Origin of the sequence: Mycobacterium sp. OAS707, from assembly GCF_014873705.1 — a bacterium.
Classification (GTDB): domain Bacteria; phylum Actinomycetota; class Actinomycetes; order Mycobacteriales; family Mycobacteriaceae; genus Mycobacterium.
Map to the genome: position 1 here is coordinate 486,885 of NZ_JADBDS010000003.1, position 15,697 is coordinate 502,581.

Annotated in this window: 20 protein-coding genes; 11 read left to right on the top strand and 9 right to left on the bottom strand. The window is 64.4% G+C overall.

The window, feature by feature from the left end; genetic code table 11:
• Positions 1 to 31: 31 nt before the first annotated feature.
• Genes GGC64_RS20505 through GGC64_RS20515 form a run of 3 tightly spaced genes read right to left on the bottom strand, consistent with a single transcriptional unit; the run spans position 32 to position 4,070 of the window.
• Entirely contained in the window at positions 32 to 1,954 is a 1,923-nt protein-coding gene (locus tag GGC64_RS20505) for an acetoacetate--CoA ligase (RefSeq protein ID WP_192724375.1), read from the bottom strand.
• Positions 1,951 to 2,697, bottom strand: coding sequence for a 3-hydroxybutyrate dehydrogenase (locus GGC64_RS20510; RefSeq protein WP_192724376.1), 747 nt, complete (start codon positions 2,695 to 2,697; stop codon positions 1,951 to 1,953). Before GGC64_RS20510 ends, GGC64_RS20505 begins: the two co-directional genes overlap by 4 nt.
• Positions 2,694 to 4,070: an MFS transporter gene (locus GGC64_RS20515; protein WP_225952115.1), complete on the bottom strand. Its 1,377-nt coding sequence runs from the start codon at positions 4,068 to 4,070 to the stop codon at positions 2,694 to 2,696. The genes GGC64_RS20510 and GGC64_RS20515 overlap by 4 nt, the downstream gene beginning before the upstream one ends.
• A 113-nt stretch (positions 4,071 to 4,183) precedes the next feature.
• Here GGC64_RS20515 and GGC64_RS20520 point away from each other — a divergent pair, with 113 nt between their 5' ends.
• Positions 4,184 to 5,098 (top strand): LysR family transcriptional regulator, encoded by a 915-nt coding sequence (locus GGC64_RS20520; RefSeq protein WP_192724377.1) that lies wholly within the window; start codon positions 4,184 to 4,186, stop codon positions 5,096 to 5,098.
• Here the strand turns inward: GGC64_RS20520 and GGC64_RS20525 are convergent.
• Complete coding sequence (locus GGC64_RS20525; protein ID WP_192724378.1) at positions 5,095 to 5,349, bottom strand: hypothetical protein; 255 nt, start codon at positions 5,347 to 5,349, stop codon at positions 5,095 to 5,097. The genes GGC64_RS20520 and GGC64_RS20525 overlap by 4 nt on opposite strands.
• Positions 5,350 to 5,433: 84 nt before the next feature.
• Between GGC64_RS20525 and GGC64_RS20530 the strand changes: the two genes are divergently transcribed.
• From GGC64_RS20530 to GGC64_RS20555, 6 genes are all read left to right on the top strand, one after another.
• The gene (locus tag GGC64_RS20530; protein WP_192725281.1) at positions 5,434 to 5,682 is read left to right on the top strand and encodes a type II toxin-antitoxin system VapB family antitoxin; all 249 of its coding nucleotides are present in this window, start codon (positions 5,434 to 5,436) and stop codon (positions 5,680 to 5,682) included.
• Positions 5,669 to 6,103, top strand: coding sequence for a type II toxin-antitoxin system VapC family toxin (locus tag GGC64_RS20535; RefSeq protein ID WP_192724379.1), 435 nt, complete (start codon positions 5,669 to 5,671; stop codon positions 6,101 to 6,103). The genes GGC64_RS20530 and GGC64_RS20535 overlap by 14 nt, the downstream gene beginning before the upstream one ends.
• A 69-nt stretch (positions 6,104 to 6,172) precedes the next feature.
• Positions 6,173 to 6,952 carry an alpha/beta fold hydrolase gene (locus tag GGC64_RS20540; protein WP_192724380.1) on the top strand — a complete coding sequence of 260 codons (780 nt, stop codon included), beginning with the start codon at positions 6,173 to 6,175 and terminating at the stop codon, positions 6,950 to 6,952.
• 230 nt (positions 6,953 to 7,182) lie between these two features.
• Positions 7,183 to 7,662 (top strand): hypothetical protein, encoded by a 480-nt coding sequence (locus GGC64_RS20545; RefSeq protein WP_370582214.1) that lies wholly within the window; start codon positions 7,183 to 7,185, stop codon positions 7,660 to 7,662.
• Between the two features lie 10 nt (positions 7,663 to 7,672).
• Positions 7,673 to 8,848, top strand: a complete 1,176-nt coding sequence (locus GGC64_RS20550) for a glutathionylspermidine synthase family protein (RefSeq protein ID WP_192724382.1) — start codon at positions 7,673 to 7,675, stop codon at positions 8,846 to 8,848.
• Positions 8,849 to 8,850: 2 nt separating this feature from the next.
• Entirely contained in the window at positions 8,851 to 9,306 is a 456-nt protein-coding gene (locus tag GGC64_RS20555; protein WP_192724383.1) for a DUF350 domain-containing protein, read from the top strand.
• 15 nt (positions 9,307 to 9,321) lie between these two features.
• On the opposite strand, the gene GGC64_RS20560 is transcribed toward GGC64_RS20555, so the two are convergent.
• The gene (locus GGC64_RS20560) at positions 9,322 to 9,591 is read right to left on the bottom strand and encodes a hypothetical protein (protein ID WP_192724384.1); all 270 of its coding nucleotides are present in this window, start codon (positions 9,589 to 9,591) and stop codon (positions 9,322 to 9,324) included.
• Positions 9,592 to 9,634: 43 nt separating this feature from the next.
• Between GGC64_RS20560 and GGC64_RS20565 the strand changes: the two genes are divergently transcribed.
• On the top strand, positions 9,635 to 10,120 hold the full coding sequence (locus GGC64_RS20565) for a hypothetical protein (protein ID WP_192724385.1): 486 nt from the start codon (positions 9,635 to 9,637) through the stop codon (positions 10,118 to 10,120).
• Entirely contained in the window at positions 10,114 to 10,362 is a 249-nt protein-coding gene (locus tag GGC64_RS20570; protein ID WP_192724386.1) for a fibronectin-binding protein, read from the top strand. The genes GGC64_RS20565 and GGC64_RS20570 overlap by 7 nt, the downstream gene beginning before the upstream one ends.
• Here GGC64_RS20570 and hsaB read toward each other — a convergent pair.
• The 4 genes from hsaB to hsaA are packed head-to-tail and all read right to left on the bottom strand — an operon-like array spanning position 10,359 to position 13,898.
• Positions 10,359 to 10,925, bottom strand: coding sequence for a 3-hydroxy-9,10-secoandrosta-1,3,5(10)-triene-9,17-dione monooxygenase reductase subunit (gene hsaB / locus GGC64_RS20575; protein ID WP_192724387.1), 567 nt, complete (start codon positions 10,923 to 10,925; stop codon positions 10,359 to 10,361). The two genes, GGC64_RS20570 and hsaB, sit on opposite strands and share 4 nt — an antisense overlap.
• Entirely contained in the window at positions 10,925 to 11,827 is a 903-nt protein-coding gene (gene hsaC / locus GGC64_RS20580; protein WP_192724388.1) for an iron-dependent extradiol dioxygenase HsaC, read from the bottom strand. Before hsaC ends, hsaB begins: the two co-directional genes overlap by 1 nt.
• Positions 11,824 to 12,714, bottom strand: a complete 891-nt coding sequence (gene hsaD / locus GGC64_RS20585; protein WP_192724389.1) for a 4,5:9,10-diseco-3-hydroxy-5,9,17-trioxoandrosta-1(10),2-diene-4-oate hydrolase — start codon at positions 12,712 to 12,714, stop codon at positions 11,824 to 11,826. The genes hsaC and hsaD overlap by 4 nt, the downstream gene beginning before the upstream one ends.
• On the bottom strand, positions 12,714 to 13,898 hold the full coding sequence (gene hsaA / locus GGC64_RS20590) for a 3-hydroxy-9,10-secoandrosta-1,3,5(10)-triene-9,17-dione monooxygenase oxygenase subunit (RefSeq protein WP_192724390.1): 1,185 nt from the start codon (positions 13,896 to 13,898) through the stop codon (positions 12,714 to 12,716). The genes hsaD and hsaA overlap by 1 nt, the downstream gene beginning before the upstream one ends.
• Positions 13,899 to 14,054: 156 nt before the next feature.
• On the opposite strand from hsaA, the gene GGC64_RS20595 reads away from it, so the two are divergent.
• Positions 14,055 to 15,113, top strand: a complete 1,059-nt coding sequence (locus tag GGC64_RS20595; protein WP_192724391.1) for a ferredoxin--NADP reductase — start codon at positions 14,055 to 14,057, stop codon at positions 15,111 to 15,113.
• Between the two features lie 38 nt (positions 15,114 to 15,151).
• Positions 15,152 to 15,697, top strand: a complete 546-nt coding sequence (locus GGC64_RS20600) for a hypothetical protein (RefSeq protein ID WP_369434799.1) — start codon at positions 15,152 to 15,154, stop codon at positions 15,695 to 15,697.

Here is a 15,697-nt window from a genome sequence, read left to right on the forward strand (position 1 = left end):
GTTCCGGTACACAAAACCGGCGTCTAGCGTGTCACAAGTCTGAGCTCGTCGAGCGGCGGTAGCTGGCGTACCAGTCGAGCAAGGCAGGGTCATCGACGGCGCTCTTCTCGACGACGCGCGACGCGTCGGCGCCCTGGAACAATTTCTTGATCGGCACCTCGAGCTTCTTGCCCGTGCGCGTATGCGGAACGCCCGGGGCGACGATGATTTCATCGGGCACGTGCCGCGGCGACACTTCTTCGCGGATGGTGCCCTTGATGCGGTCGCGTAGCTCGTCGGTCAGTTCGGCGTCATCGACAAGCACTACGAACAGCGGCATCCAATAGCCGCCGTCGGGTTGTTCGGCACCGATGACCAACGCCTCGGCAATCTCCGGTAGCCGCTCCACGGCTTGGTAGATATCTGCGCTTCCCATGCGGATGCCGTGGCGATTCAGCGTCGAGTCGGACCGTCCGTGCACGATGATGCTGCCGTGATCGGTGATGGTGATCCAGTCGCCGTGTCGCCAGACTCCTGGGAACATCTCGAAATACGCACTGCGATAACGGGATCCGTCCTGGTCGTCCCAGAACGAAATCGGCATCGACGGCATCGGCTTGGTGATCACGAGTTCACCGACCTCGCCGCGCACGGGCTTGCCCGATTCATCCCACGCGTCGAGCGCCACGCCTAGGTACGGGGCGGACAACTCGCCAGGCCACACCGGAACAGTGCGCACACCGCCGATGAACGCCGACACGACATCGGTGCCGCCGCTGATCGAGGCCACCTGTACCCGGTCACCCACATTGTCACGGAGCCACAGCGACGACGACGGCGGTAGCGAGGACCCGGTGATTCCCACTGTCCGCAATGCCGACAGGTCGTGTTCGGTGCGCGGCACCGCTCCTGCCTTGGCGCACCCCAATACGTAGCCGGGGCTGGTGCCCAGCACGGTCGCACCGACGCGGGCGGCGATGTTCCACAATGCATCCGGTCTCGGGTGGTTCGGACTGCCTTCGTAGCAGACGATCGTCGCACCGACCAGGAGCCCTGCAACCTGGAAGTTCCACATCATCCAGCTAGGGCTGGTGTACCAGAAGAAAGTGTCGTTGGATCCGATATCCGATTGCAGTGCAAGGGCTTTCAGGTGCTCGAGCACCACGCCGCCATGCCCGTGCATGATTCCCTTCGGCAGGCCCGTCGTGCCCGACGAGAAGAGGATCCACAGCGGATGGTCGAAATCGACGGGAACCGTCTCCAGTTCGGTGTGGGTCTGAGCGGTCAACTCGGATGCCAGCACGGTGGCACGCAGCGTCGGCAGTCCCGCCTGCAGTGCGGCGACGTCGTCGCGCTTGTCGTGGTCCTTGCCGCCGTACCGATACCCGTCAGCGGTGACGAGGACGACTGGCTCCAGCTGGCCGAGCCGGTCCAGCGCCGCTTTCGCGGAGTAGTCCTGGCCGCAGGCACTCCAGACGGCTCCGAGGCTCGCTGTAGCGAGGAACGCGATAACCGCCTCCGGGATGTTGGGCAGATAGCCGACAACACGATCGCCTGCCTGGACTCCGTGCGAGTGCAAGGTCTGCGCGAATGCTGCTACGCACCCGAGCAATTCGCGCCAGGACAGCTCGCTGACCCCGCCGTCCTCACCGACGTGCAGGATGGCGGGCCGGTCGGAGCGCGCGTTGCGCACGATCTGGTCGACGTAGTTGAGCCGAACGCCGGGGAACCAGCGGGCCTCCGGCATGTCGGCGCTGTCGAGTATGCGATCGGGCGGATCGCCGAGGTCGAAGTACTCCCACAGCGCGCCCCAAAACGCGGCCGGGTCGTCAACCGACCACTGCCACAATGACTTGTAATCGGGCAGCGTCGCACCGATGCGGTTTTGCACGAACTTGGCGAAGTCGGTGACGCGCGCGTTCGCGATATCGCTTTCCGTCGGCTCCCACTGCGGAACATCGACAGCATGTGTCATCGGGCGCTCCACCCACCGTCCATCGTGTACGACGCACCGGTCACCATGCCTGCGCTCGGCGAGGCAAGCCAACCGACAAGGGCGGCAACCTCTTCCGGTTCGACCAGTCGCTTGATCGCGCTCTCCTTCAGCAGGATGTCGGCCACCACCTGATCCTCGGGGATATTGTGGGTGCGAGCCTGGTCGGCGATCTGCTTGGTCACTAGGGGTGTGCGGACGTATCCGGGGTTCACACAGTTGCTTGTCACGTCGTGCGGACCGCCTTCGAGTGCGGTCACCTTGGACAGTCCTTCGAGCGCGTGTTTGGCGGTGACGTAGGCGACCTTGTACTCAGAAGCGCGAATGCCGTGCACCGATGAGATGTTAATGACGCGGCCGAACTTCTGCCGGTACATGTGCGGAAGCGCTGCCCGGATCAACAGAAATGGTGCCTCTACCATCAAGGCGAGCATCATCCGGAATTTGTCGGGCGGAAACTCTTCGATCGCGTTGATGCTCTGCACGCCGGCGTTGTTCACCAGGATGTCGGTCTCCAGCTGAAGCTTCTCCAGCGATGAGACGTCGAGCAGGTCGACTGCCCACGCTCGTCCGCCGATGTCGCTGGCCAGTTCCTTGGCACCGGCTTCGTCGACGTCGGCGACGGTGACCGTAGCGCCGCGCGCGGCGAGTTCCCTGGCGCACGCCGCCCCGATCCCGCTCGCACCCCCGGTGACCAACGCGGTGCGGCCGTCGAGATCGGTCATGCGACACCCGCTTTCGCGAGATCCTCACGATCGGCGCGATCCAGCGTGGCCAGGTCAATGCCGTTGGTTTCGCGGGTGAAGTAGACCGCAACGAGCGTGATGGCTGCAGCACCGGCCAGGTAGAGCGCGATCGGCACCGACGAGTCGTACACCTCGAGCAGTTTGACCGCGATGATCGGTGCTAGCGAGCCTGCGACGATCGACGTGACCTGATAGCCAAGGGAGACACCGGAATACCGCATGCGGGTGGGGAACATCTCGGCCATGATCGCCGGCTGTGGCGCGTACATGATCGCATGGATGATCAGCCCGATGATGATCGCACTCATGATGACGAGATAGTTGGCGCTGTTCATCATCGGAAACGCGAAGAAGCCCCACGTCCCGGCGGCCAGCGCACCGACGAAGTACACCGGGCGACGGCCGATTCGATCGGAAAGCCTGCCCACCAATGGAATTACGGCGAAATGGACCGCGTGGGCGGCCAGCAGCCACCACAGGATGTCGCTGGTGTCGGCGTGCACCTGAACCTTGAGGTAGGTGATCGAGAAGGTGACCACCAGGTAGTACATGATGTTCTCGGCGAAGCGCAGGCCCATCGCGGTGAAAACGCCACGGGGGTAACGCTTCAGCACCTCGAAGACGCCGTATGAGACGGCCTTGACGCGTTCGGCCTCCTGCTGGGCCGCGACGAAGATCGGCGCATCGGTGACCTTGGTGCGGATGTAGTAGCCGATGAGCACGACGACGGCCGACAGCCAGAACGCGACGCGCCAGCCCCAGGACAGGAACGCGTCATCGGTGAGCGTGGTGGTGAGCACCAGAAGCACGACGGTGGCAAGCATGTTGCCCATGGGCACAGCGGCTTGCGGCCAGCTGGCCCAGAACGCGCGGCTCTTGTTCGGGCTGTGTTCGGCGACCAGCAGCACCGCGCCGCCCCATTCGCCGCCGACGGCGAAGCCCTGCAGGAACCGCAACACGACGAGCAGCGCCGGCGCCAGGTAGCCGACCTGGCCGTATGTGGGCAGACAGCCCATCAGGAAGGTGACGGCACCGACCAGCAGCAGGCTGAACTGCAGGAGTTTCTTGCGGCCGTACTTGTCACCGAAGTGGCCGAAGACCACGCCGCCGATCGGTCGCGCGGCGAAGCCGACCGCATAGGTGAGGAACGCCGCGAGGATCGCATCGAGGTCGCTGTCGCCCTTGGCGAAGAACACCTTGCTGAACACCAGGGTGGCGGCGGTGCCGTAGAGGAAAAACTCGTACCACTCGACGACGGTGCCGGCCATCGACGCCGCCACCACGCGCTTCAGCCCCGTCGTGATCGTTGCTGGTTGGTCGCTTACCTGCGGTGTGTCGTCGCGGACACTCATCGCACACTCCTGCCTCAGATGTGATGGCGGACACAGATCTCTGGTGAGTATTCATGCAGATAACGGCCGGTGCAATGGTCAAATCTGCAGGACATATCTGCAAAAATGCAGATATGTCCGAGTCGCCCGGCCGCCGGCCCAGCGCCGATGACCTGCTGGTGCTGCTGGCGGTGGGCCGTTCCGGGCGCTACAACACGGCGGCCGAGGAGTTGGGTCTCAACCACACCACGATCTCGCGGCGCATCGCCGCACTGGAACAGTCGATCGGCGGCCGTGTGCTCGCGCGCGTCGGCGGCGGATGGGAGCTCACCGACCTCGGACGCGAGGCGTTGGCCGCCGCAGAGGCCGTCGAGTCTGCGGTCCGCTCATTGACCGTCGACGCCGGCGGCGTGCGCACCATGGAAGGTGTGGTGCGAATCTCGGCCACCGACGGGTTCAGCGCGTATATCGCCGCCCCGGCCGCAGCCGAGGTGCAGCGTAAGCATCCCAAGGTGGCGGTCGAGATCGTCGCCGCAACTCGGCGGGCCACCCAGCAGCGCTCCGGACTCGATGTGGAGATCGTCGTCGGAGAACCAAAGGTCCACCGTGCCAAGGCAATTCGGCTTGGCGACTACTGCCTCGGGCTCTACGGATCCCGCACCTACCTCGCACGGCACGGCACGCCGACGAGCATCGCGGACCTCGCGAGTTATCCGCTGGTGTACTTCATCGACTCGATGCTGCAGGTCGACGATCTCGACATCGCGACGAGCTTCGCCCCCGCGATGCGCGAATCAGTCACGTCCACCAACGTTTTCGTGCACGTCGAAGCGACCCGCGCGGACGCAGGCATCGGCCTGCTGCCGTGCTTCATGGCCGACCGCCATGACGACCTGATTCGCGTGCTGCCTCGCGAGGTCGCCATCCAGTTGACGTACTGGTTGGTCACCCGCGCCGAAACGCTACGCAGGCCCGAGGTCGCCGCCGTCGTGGCCGCGATCCGCGACCGCGTGAGCGAGCAGCGCGACGTGCTGCTCGGCCGGAACTAGCGCCGGCGCCGTTTTCGCGCCTTTCGTCGTCGGCGGCGGGGCGAGCCGAGGGCCACGCGCGGACTGGACGGTGTGGGCGCCGAACCCGTGGCGGCGCGCAGGCCACGCCGGTAAATCTCCTGTATTGCGGCGACGCGGACATCCATAGCCGCCGTCTCTACCACTGTGGCGAGCAGCATGGCATCCAGCAGTCCGAGATCGTCGAGGTCAGGAAAGGTTTCCGGGCCGGGCAAATCAATCGTTTCGAACATGTTTGCGACAATAGCGTCCAGCCCTGACATATCGGTGCAGGATGATCGCATCATGATGACCCGTAGTGATGTTATGATGCTTCAGTGCGTACGACCGTCAACATCGACGACCACCTTCTGGCCGAAGCCAAGATCCTCGCAGCGCGAACTTCGAGATCCCTGGGCTCGGTGGTTGAGGATGCGTTACGTGCGATGCTCCGGCGCGATGCCGATGAACGCGGTCACGGCGAATTCCGTCTGGCGACGCACGGCAGCGGAGGCCTGCAAGCGGGCGTTGACCTGAACGATAAGGAAGCCCTCGCCGAGCTAGTTGGCGACAATGCTGCTCCTTGATGTAAACGTCTGCATATACGCCATTCGTGAGGACACCGTCGATCACGAGGCATACCAGAGATGGGTCGGCAGCGTCCTCACCGGCGAGGAGCCCATCGGTATAAGCGAACTCGTGCTCTCGGGCGTCATGCGGCTTCTGACGAATCACCGAGTTTTTCGAGAACCCAGCACGACCAGCGAGGCGCTCGACGCATGCAATTCGCTTCGATCGGCGCCAGCCGCGGTCCCGTTACGGCCCGGGCCACGACACTGGGGGATCTTCGAATCGCTTTGCACTGAGGTCGGCGCGAGGGCCAACACGATTCCAGATGCCTACCATGCGGCACTCGCCATCGAAAACGGCGCAACGTGGATCACCACCGACAGATCTTTCGCACGATTCCCTGGCCTGCGCTGGGAACTGCCTTTGGGGCGGGCCTGACGAGCCCGCTTCGCTCACAGCGTGATCCGAAGGCTTGCGGTTCGAGGCGCAACTTGCTGCAGTCGTGGCATGCCGTTCATCGATCACCCGCAGGGTCGCGCCTATTACCGGCACTGGGCGGCGGCAGAGCCGCGCGCCGCTGTCGTCTTCCTGCATGGCTTCGGAGAGCACACCGGCGTATATCACCGCTACGGGTTCACGCTCAACGGCGCAGGCATCGACCTATGGGCCGTCGATCAGTTCGGCCATGGCCTCAGCCCAGGCAACCGCGGCGACTTCGGGTCGATCGAGGACAGTTCCGCACTGGGCGACGCATTGACCGACCTGGCCGAACGTGAAAGTCCCGGCCTGCCGCTGATCGCACAGGGACATTCGTTCGGTTCGGTAGTCACTCTGTTCCGGCTACTGGATCAACCCGAGCGCTACCGCGCGGGCGTGATCTCCGGGGCTCCGCTGGTTCCCATCCCTGAAATGCTGGACTCTGACACGTCTTTCGACTTGGACCCCGGCTGGTTATCGGGCGACCCGTTCTATCTCGACTCGCTGGAGAATGACCCGCTGGCATTCGTCGACGCAGACGGCAAGCCACTGGCGCGTGAACTCGACAGGGCCTGGGACCGGTTTGGCGCCGAGCTGCCGAGGCTGGCGGTCCCGACCCTTGCGGTGCACGGCGTCAACGATCCGATCGCGCCCATCGAGCCGGTGCGCGCGTATGCCGAACAGATAGCGCCGCTGCAACTGCAGGAGTTTCCCGGCGCGCACCACGACATTCTCAACGAGACCGTGCACCGGGAGGTTGCGGCGGCCATCATCGACTTCATCGAAAAATTTGCGGGTCTATCCGAATAGTCGTGGAACCTTGGCGTTTGCTGTGCCAGACTGCCTGCGAGGTCCGAGACCGCGGTGACGACAAGGAGCGATGAGTGGGGCCGCAGGAAGATCCGCCCCCGGGCAGCCGTCCGTCGGGGGACGACCATGGTGATCCTGGCGACAACGCCGGAAAGGGCTCTTCGCAACCCGGGAACCGACCTGAGGATCCAGAGACCGCATCTCGTGGCAGCATGCGGTTCCAGGACCCCGTGACTACGCGTCCGCGCCCGCCAACCCTTGGCGAGACGCGTGCCAGGGAGAAAGCCGAGCGCGAGCGCAAGGCGGCCGAGCGGGCGCGCTTCGAGGCGAACGTCAAGCGGTATCACCGCAACCGGCGCCTCAAGGGTGGTGCCGCCGTCGTCGGTGTCGTAGGTGTTGTTGCGGCGCTGGGTTATTGGGCGTTGTCGCCGAGAACGGTCAACGCGCAGTGCGTCCAGGAGGACGGTACGGGTGGGCCGATCATCGTGCCTGACAACTACTGCACCGGCCACAGCAGTGGCCCCGGCGGTTTCTTCATCTACAGCGGCCACCAGTACCGCTATTACTACGGCAGCAGCGGCACTGTTGGGGCGAGGCCGGCGGGCGGCACCACAGTGATGCCGAAGGACACGACCGTCAAGACATCGTCGGGTACAACCATTCAACGCGGCGGTCTGGGCACCAGGTTCTCGGGCAGCGGCGGCGGCTGAGCAGCGACACGTGAAACGCGTCAGAACACACCGACGGCCGGACTGGCAGTCGATCGTGGAAACACAGGGGCTGGTCTTCGGCACACCGGCAGTCGATGCGTCGGGCGCCGACCGCGTGTACTGGGACGAGTCGGTGTACTACGAATTCGAGATGGACGAAGTGCTGGCTCTAGAGGCCGACGTCGAACTGCTGCACTCCATGTGCCTGAACGCCGTCGAGCAGGTCGTGACGTTGGAGCGGTACGCGGACTTCGGTCTGCCGGAATGGAGTTGGCAGCCAATCGCCCAGTCCTGGCGCCGGTCCGATCCGCATGTCTACGGTCGCTTCGACCTGCGCTACGACGGCGGCTCCCCCGCCAAGTTGCTGGAGTACAACGCCGATACCCCGACCACGTTGCTCGAGTCGTCGGTTCTGCAGTGGCACTGGCTGCAAGACATGTTCCCGGGTTTCGACCAATGGAACTCACTGCACGAGCAGCTCGTCGATCGCTGGAAGGCCGTGCGGGAGTCGTTGCCCAGCAATGATATTCACTTCTCATGGTCGGGTGCCGAGCAGACCGGCGAAGATCAGATCACAACCACCTACATGCAGGAGACTGCAGCCGAGGCCGGGTTCGAGACGATCGCGCTGGAAATCGAGGATGTCGGATGGGACACCGCGCTGGAGCGTTTCGTCGATCTGGAAGAGGCGCCGATAGCCGCGATGTTCAAGCTCTACCCCTGGGAGTGGGTATTGGACGACGAGTTCGGCCAGCGCGTCGTGTCGAGCCTGCCACAGACCATGTGGATCGAGCCGCTATGGAAGACGCTGCTGTCGAACAAGGCGATACTGGCGATCCTGTGGGAAATGTATCCCGGCCACCCGAACCTGCTACCGGCCTATCTCGATGATCCGCACGAACTCACCGAGTATGTCCGTAAACCCAAGCTCGGGCGCGAGGGAGGAAACATCACCATCGTCGGGCCCGGCATAGAGTTGGCCACCGGCGGGATCTACGGCGAAGAAGGTTATGTCTACCAGCTTTTCGACCCCCTACCGCTTTTCGACGACATGCGGCCCTCGCTGGGCGCGTGGGTGGTCGGCGATTCGTCCGCGGGTCTGGGCATCCGCGAGGCAGGCGGACTGGTGACCGATGATCGCGCAGCCTTTGTCCCACACCGTATTCCGTTGACCGAAGAAAGCTGATGATGACGACCAACGTGATGGCGCTGAATGCAGAATTCTGGAGCACGATCGGCCGGGGCGTCGGCGCCATGTGGCTGTATGCCGCTGTGGGGCTGGTGCTGATGGTGATCGGGTTCTATGCGATCGATCTGACGACGCCGGGCCCGCTGCGCCAAATGGTCAAGCAGGGCAAGCCGAATGCTGTCGTCATCTCCGCGGCGGGCATCATCAGCATGGCGCTCATCGTGGTGTTGGCGATCTACGGATCCGGTGGCAGGTTGGCCGAGGGACTGACCTCGACGGCGATATTCGGTTTCGTCGGCATCGTGGCGCAGGTGATCATGATGCGGGTCGCGACGATCGTGCTAGGCGTCAACATGGCCGGCTGTTTGGAGTCCGAGGAGTTCCGCTACCCCACGCTGATGGTTGCGGCCGCGCAGTTCGCGCTCGGCCTGGTGGTCGCGGTCGCCATTCTTTGAGAAGTCGGTGGTAGGTCAGTCGCCCCCGCCGCCGCATCCGCCGCCTCCGCAACTGCTGCCGCCTCCGCAACTGCCGCCATGGTCCGATCCGCCGCCACAGCCCCCGTGGTGCGAGGTCCCGCTGGCGTGGTCGCCTCCCCCGTCACCGATCACGAATCCGCCGGCCGACCAAGCGCCGAATTGCTGGCGTTTGGGCCTGCGGAAAAGCCGCCACCACACGAAAAATGCGACGGCAAGCGCCTCCACCACAAACGAGCCGATGATGATCAGCATGACGGTGTCCACGGCAAGAGGCTACGGGGCCTGACTCCCCGCTTAGAGTGAAAACGTGAAGCTCAGGCGCGTCAATCGGCTCGACCGCGTATCCACAGCGGTGGCCGAACTCGACTTACCGCCAGCCGTGTTCAAGACGTGCCCGTGGCAGCCACGCGAGCTCATCGAAACGGGTTTGCGGCAGTGGCTGCGCTGCTGCGCACCCGCGTTATGGGACAACCAAGTGATCGGGATGCCGTCGCGCGCGGTCGACGAGGCGTGGCACGGCCTGATCCTCTGCACCGCAAGGTATTCGGCGTTCTGCACGAAGGCATACGGCGAGTTCCTTCATCACCACCCCGACGGTGGCGCTCCCGCAGGTCTCGACGCAGACCCGACAGGCACGCAACTCGGCAGGACCGTCGTCGCGTGGTCGCTGGTCGCCGAACCCGGCGAAGCGTGCGTGTTGTGGGATCTGGATGCTCGGGTCGGTGTCGAGGCACCGTGGGGTATAGACGCAGCCCGGGTAGAAGCGATCCAGAGTAAGGTGAGCCGATGCTGAAGAGGACAGCCGTCGCGGCGGTCGCAGCGCTGGCTGCGGGGATACTCGTGGCGAGCCCGGCGAATGCCGACCCCAACGACGGCCCGTGTGAGCTGGCGATCAGCTACTTCTGCAAGTTCGTCCCGATCGCGCCCGACCTCGACCATGACCTCGATCTCACCCAACAGCAGCCGGTCGACCCCAATGCGCCGCCACCGGAGTCACTTCCATTGATCAACCCGTGCGCGACGGGATGTATCTAGAGCCAGGTGTCGTCGGTGGTGGCAGTGAGGAACGCCTCGAGGTCATCACGCCACTGCGCGGGGCTGTTCTTGTCGGGCTCGATTCCGGTGTACTCGCCGCGGTAGAACAGCAGCGGCCGCGGCTTCTTGTGCGGCACATCTGACAACGAGTGCACCGCGCCGAACACGACGTAGTGATCGCCGCCGTCATGCACGGAGTGCACTGTGCAGTCGATGTGGGCCAGCGTCCCGTCGATGATCGGCGACCCGAGTTTGGAAGGACGCCAATCCAACCCGGCGAACTTGTCAGGCTCCTTGGAGCCGAACCGCGCCGAGACGTCCTTCTGCTTCTCGTGCAACACGTTCACGCAGAACTGTCCGCTGGACTCGATCGCCTGCCACGACCGCGACACTTTCGTCGGGCAGAACAACACCAGCGGCGGATCCAACGAGAGTGCCGCGAACGACTGACACGCGAACCCAACCGGCGCCCCGTCATGCATGGTGGTGATCACGGTGATGCCGGTGCAGAACTGCCCCAGCACATTTCGGAATGTGCGCGGGTCCAGCGGTTCCTTGGTCACTAGCTCTTGAAGCCGACGCTGAAGTCGTGGCCCCACAGACTGACGGCCGTGCTTTCGCGGGCCACCCAATCGGTGTCCTCGACTTCGAGCCCTTCGCAACCGAATTCGACGTCGAAACCGCCGGGAGTCTTCATGTAGAACGACAGCATCTTGTCGTTGACGTGTCTGCCGAGTGTCGCCGACATCGGCACCTTGCGTCGCAGCGCGCGATCCAGGCACAGCCCGACGTCGTCAGCGTTCTCCACCTCGACCATCAAATGCACGATGCCGCTTGGTGTCTCACCCGGCATGAACGCGAGGCTGTGGTGGCGCGGGTTGACTCCGAAGAACCTCAGCCACGCGGGCGGGCCGTCTGCGGGCCTGCCGACCAGCTGCGGTGGCAGCCGCATCGAATCGCGCAGCCTGAAGCCCAACACGTCGCGGTAGAAGTGCAACGACTCCATGTCATCCCGCGTGGTGAGCACGACGTGCCCCAGGCCTTGCTCCTCGGTGACGAACTTGTGTCCGTAGGGACTCACTACCCGGCGGTGTTCCAGCGCGGCGCCGTGAAAGACCTCCAAGCAGTTGCCAGACGGGTCTTGGAAGCGGATCAGTTCGTCGACCCGACGGTCGGCAAGCTCTGCGGCGGTGGCCTCCTTGTACGGCGTGCCCTCCACGTCGAGGCGATTGCGGATCTCTTGCAGCCCTTCAGCATTGGCGCATTCCCAACCGGACTCCAGCAGGCGGTCGCTCTCGCCAGGCACGATCACCAGCCGCGCCGGAAACTCGTCCATCCGCAAGTAGAGCGCGCCTTCGGTCTGCCCCTTGCCTTCGACCATGCCGAGCACCTTGAGGCCGTACTCGCGCCACGCCGCCACGTCCGTCGACTCGATCCGCAGGTAACCAAGTGACCGGATGCTCATGACCCGCCTCCCAGAAAGTCAACCGTGAGCTTGTTGAACTCGTCGAACTTCTCCAGCTGCGCCCAGTGCCCGCACTGCCCGAAGACGTGCAACTGGACCTTCGGGATCTGCTTGAGGGCAACAAGCGCACCGTCGAGCGGATTCACCCGGTCCTCCCGACCCCAGATCAGCAGTACCCGCTGGCGCAGCTTGTACACCTCGCGCCACATCATGCCGAGTTCGAAGTCGGGGCCGGCGAACGACTTTCCCATCGCGCGCGTGGCCGCCAGCGATTCCGGTGTGCTGGCGATCGCAAAGCGTTCGTCGACCAGCTCGGGCGTGATCAGCTTCTGGTCGTACACCATGATTCGCAGGAACGCCTCGAGGTTCTCGCGGGTGGGCTCGGCGGAGAACTTGCCAAGCAGCTTGACACCCTCGGTCGGGTCTGGCGCGAACAGGTTCACCGACAGTCCGCCAGGACCCATCAACACCAGCCTGCCCGCACGCCTGCCGTTGTCCAACGCGAACCGCACCGCGGTCCCGCCGCCGAGCGAATTGCCAATCAGGTCAGCACTTTCGATGCCGAGGTGATCGAACAAGTTCAGCAGCGCCGTGGCGCTGTAGCGGTTGTACTGCTCGTGCTCGGTGTGCTTGTCGGAGTGGCCGTAGCCGGGCTGATCGACGGCGAGCACGTGGAAATGCTGTGCCAGCACGCTGATGTTGCGCCCGAAGTTGGACCAGCTCGAGGCACCAGGTCCACCTCCGTGCAGCAGCACGACCGTCTTGTCGTTGCCGACGCCGGCCTCGTGGTAGTGCAGCCGCATGTCGTCGCGAACCTGCGCGTAGCGCGAGGTCGATTCGAACGTGATCTCTTGCTGCTGTGCGGTTTCGGCGGCGAAGGACGTCATCAGACCATCGTGTCCTGCGGCGGCAGTCCAAACTCGTTGTTGCCGAAGATCAGGTACGCGCGTTCGGGGTCGTTGGCCGCGTGCACCCGACCCGCGTGCGCATCGCGCCAGAACCGCTGCACCGGAGCGTCGTTGTTCAGCGCGGTGGCACCAGACGCCTCGAAGAGCCGGTCGATCGACGAGATGGCGCGGCCGGTGGCGCGCACCTGATCACGCCGGGCGCGCGCACGCAGTTCGAACGGAATTTCCTTGTCCGCCTTGAGCAGTGCGTACTCGTCGCCGACGTTGCCGATCAGCTGTCGCCAAGCGGCGTCGATGTCGCTGGCCGCCTCGGCGATACGCACCTTGGCGAACGGGTCATCCTTGGCCTTCTCGCCCGCGAACGCGGCGCGCACGCGCTTGCCCTGATGCTCGACGTGGGCGTCATAGGCGCCATACGCCATGCCAACGATCGGCGCTGAGATGGTCGTCGGATGCACTGTGCCCCAAGGCATCTTGTAAACCGGCGCGGTGTTCGTCTGCAGGCCGCCCGCGGTGCGGTCGTTCATCGCCTTGTACGACAGGAAGCGGTGCCGTGGCACGAAGACGTCCTTGACGACGACGGTGTTGCTGCCGGTGCCGCGCAGACCCACCACGTGCCAGACGTCATCGATGCGGTATTCGGTGCGCGGGATCAAGAAGCTGCCGAAGTCGACCGGTCGGCCATCCTTGATGACGGGACCGCCGAGGAACGCCCACGTGGCGTGATCGCAGCCCGAGGACCAGTTCCACGAACCGCTGACCAAGTAGCCGCCGTCGACGACCGTGCCCGCACCCATCGGCGCGTAGGACGAGGAGATGCGCACCGACGGGTCGTCGCCCCACACCTCTTCCTGGGCCTGCTGGTCGAACAGCGCGAGGTGCCAGTTGTGCACACCGATGATCGAACTGACCCACCCGGTGGAACCGCATGCCGTCGCGATGCGGCGCACGGCTTCGTAGAACACCGTCGGGTCGCACTGCAGGCCGCCCCACTGCTCGGGCTGGAGCAGCTTGAAGAAGCCGACCTCAACGAGCTCGGCGACGGTTTCGTCGGGCAGCCGACGCAGATCTTCGGTCGCCTGGGCTCGCTTGGCGATCAGAGGTAACAGGTCGTCGATGCCGGCTAGGACCGACTGCACGTCACCCTGTTCAATGGACGTCACTGCTTTGCCTCCCGAGAGAACGGACCTGAAAGAAGATTAGAACACGTTACGATTTGTGTCGAGCAGGGTGTATCTGCGGCGGCTGGACCTGGACACATGCATTTCTGTAACCTGTTCTAGTTATCTCCGCATCTTTGACTAGGAAGGGCGTCGCTAGTGACCGACGAGCCGCTTGGTAGCCACGTGCTCGAGCTGCAAGTGGCCGATGTCGTCGAGGAGACCGACGATGCACGGTCGCTGGTGTTCGCCGTGCCTGACGGTGTCGACATCCCCGCCGATCGGCTGCGGTACTCGCCTGGGCAGTTCTTGACGCTGCGGGTGCCAAGCGACCGCACTGGTTCGGTGGCCCGCTGCTACTCGCTGTGCAGTTCGCCGTTCACCGGTGACCCGATGACCGTCACCGTCAAACGCACGGTGGACGGGTATGCGTCGAACTGGTTGTGCGACCACGCGCACCCCGGCATGAAGATCCATGTGCTCGCCCCGTCGGGCACATTCGTACCCAAGACGCTGGACCAAGACTTCCTGCTGCTGGCGGCCGGCAGCGGCATCACCCCGATGATGGCGATCTGCAAGTCCGCTCTCGCCGAGGGCAGCGGCAAGGTGGTGTTGATCTACGCCAACCGCGACGAGCAGTCGGTGATTTTCGGTGGCGTGCTGCGGGATCTGGCGGCGAAGTATCCCGACCGTCTGAGCGTGGTGCACTGGCTGGAGAGCGTGCAGGGGCTGCCGAATGCGGCGGCACTGGCCGGCCTGGCCGCGCCGTATATCGGCCGCGACGCCTACATCTGCGGGCCCGGGCCGTTCATGGCGGCGGCCGAGGAGGCGCTGAAGAACTCCGGTGCGCCCGCCGACAAGATCCACATCGAGGTGTTCAAGTCGCTGGAGTCCGACCCGTTCGCGGCAGTGGTCATCGAGGAAGACGACAGCGACGAGGGTCCGGCAACAGCGATCGTCACGCTCGACGGCCAACGCCACGAGGTGCGGTGGCCGCGCAACGCGAAGCTGCTCGACGTCCTGCTCGACAAAGGTCTCGACGCGCCGTTCTCCTGCCGCGAAGGCCACTGCGGCGCATGCGCGGTGCTGAAGAAAAGCGGTGACGTCGAGATGGAGGTCAACGATGTGCTCGAGCAACAGGATCTCGACGAGGGACTGATCCTTGGCTGCCAGGCCCATCCGCGGTCGGATTCCGTCGAAGTCACCTACGACGAGTGAGCGCGGGCTACCATTCGCCGCACCGAAGGGAGCGAACCGTGAAGCGGTTGAGCAGTCTTGTCGGGCCGTTGTGTGCGGGTGTGATGATGGCCGCCGCGCTTTGGATGCCGGCTGTTTCGTCGGCCGCGACCAACAATGGGGACTCCTCCATCCCGCTGCCCGACGGCACCACTTTGGAGATGCACACCACGCTGAACTGTCCGCTGCCTGACAAGCAGTGCTACTTCACGACGCAGGCGCAACGCCGCGATGGCGACGGGGTCGAAGGGTTTCCAGGGGACCTCTGGGCACGGCAGACGACCACGATGCGCTCGATGAACAAGTACAACTATTTGGAGACCCAGGTCGTCGCCGAGAACACCAGGGTCTTCAAGGCAGGCGGCACCCGCGAGGTCACCACGATCTACTTCGGCGGCGGCCCGCCCGAGAAGTACTTCATCAGCGGCCAGATCCAACCCACCGACTGGCACACCGGCCAGCCGATGCTGACCGCCGACGTGATCGTCTGCGCTCACATTCAGGTCGTCTACGCCGGCGTGAACATCACGTCGCCGGACGCGTGCGCGCAGACCACGTTCAGCTAG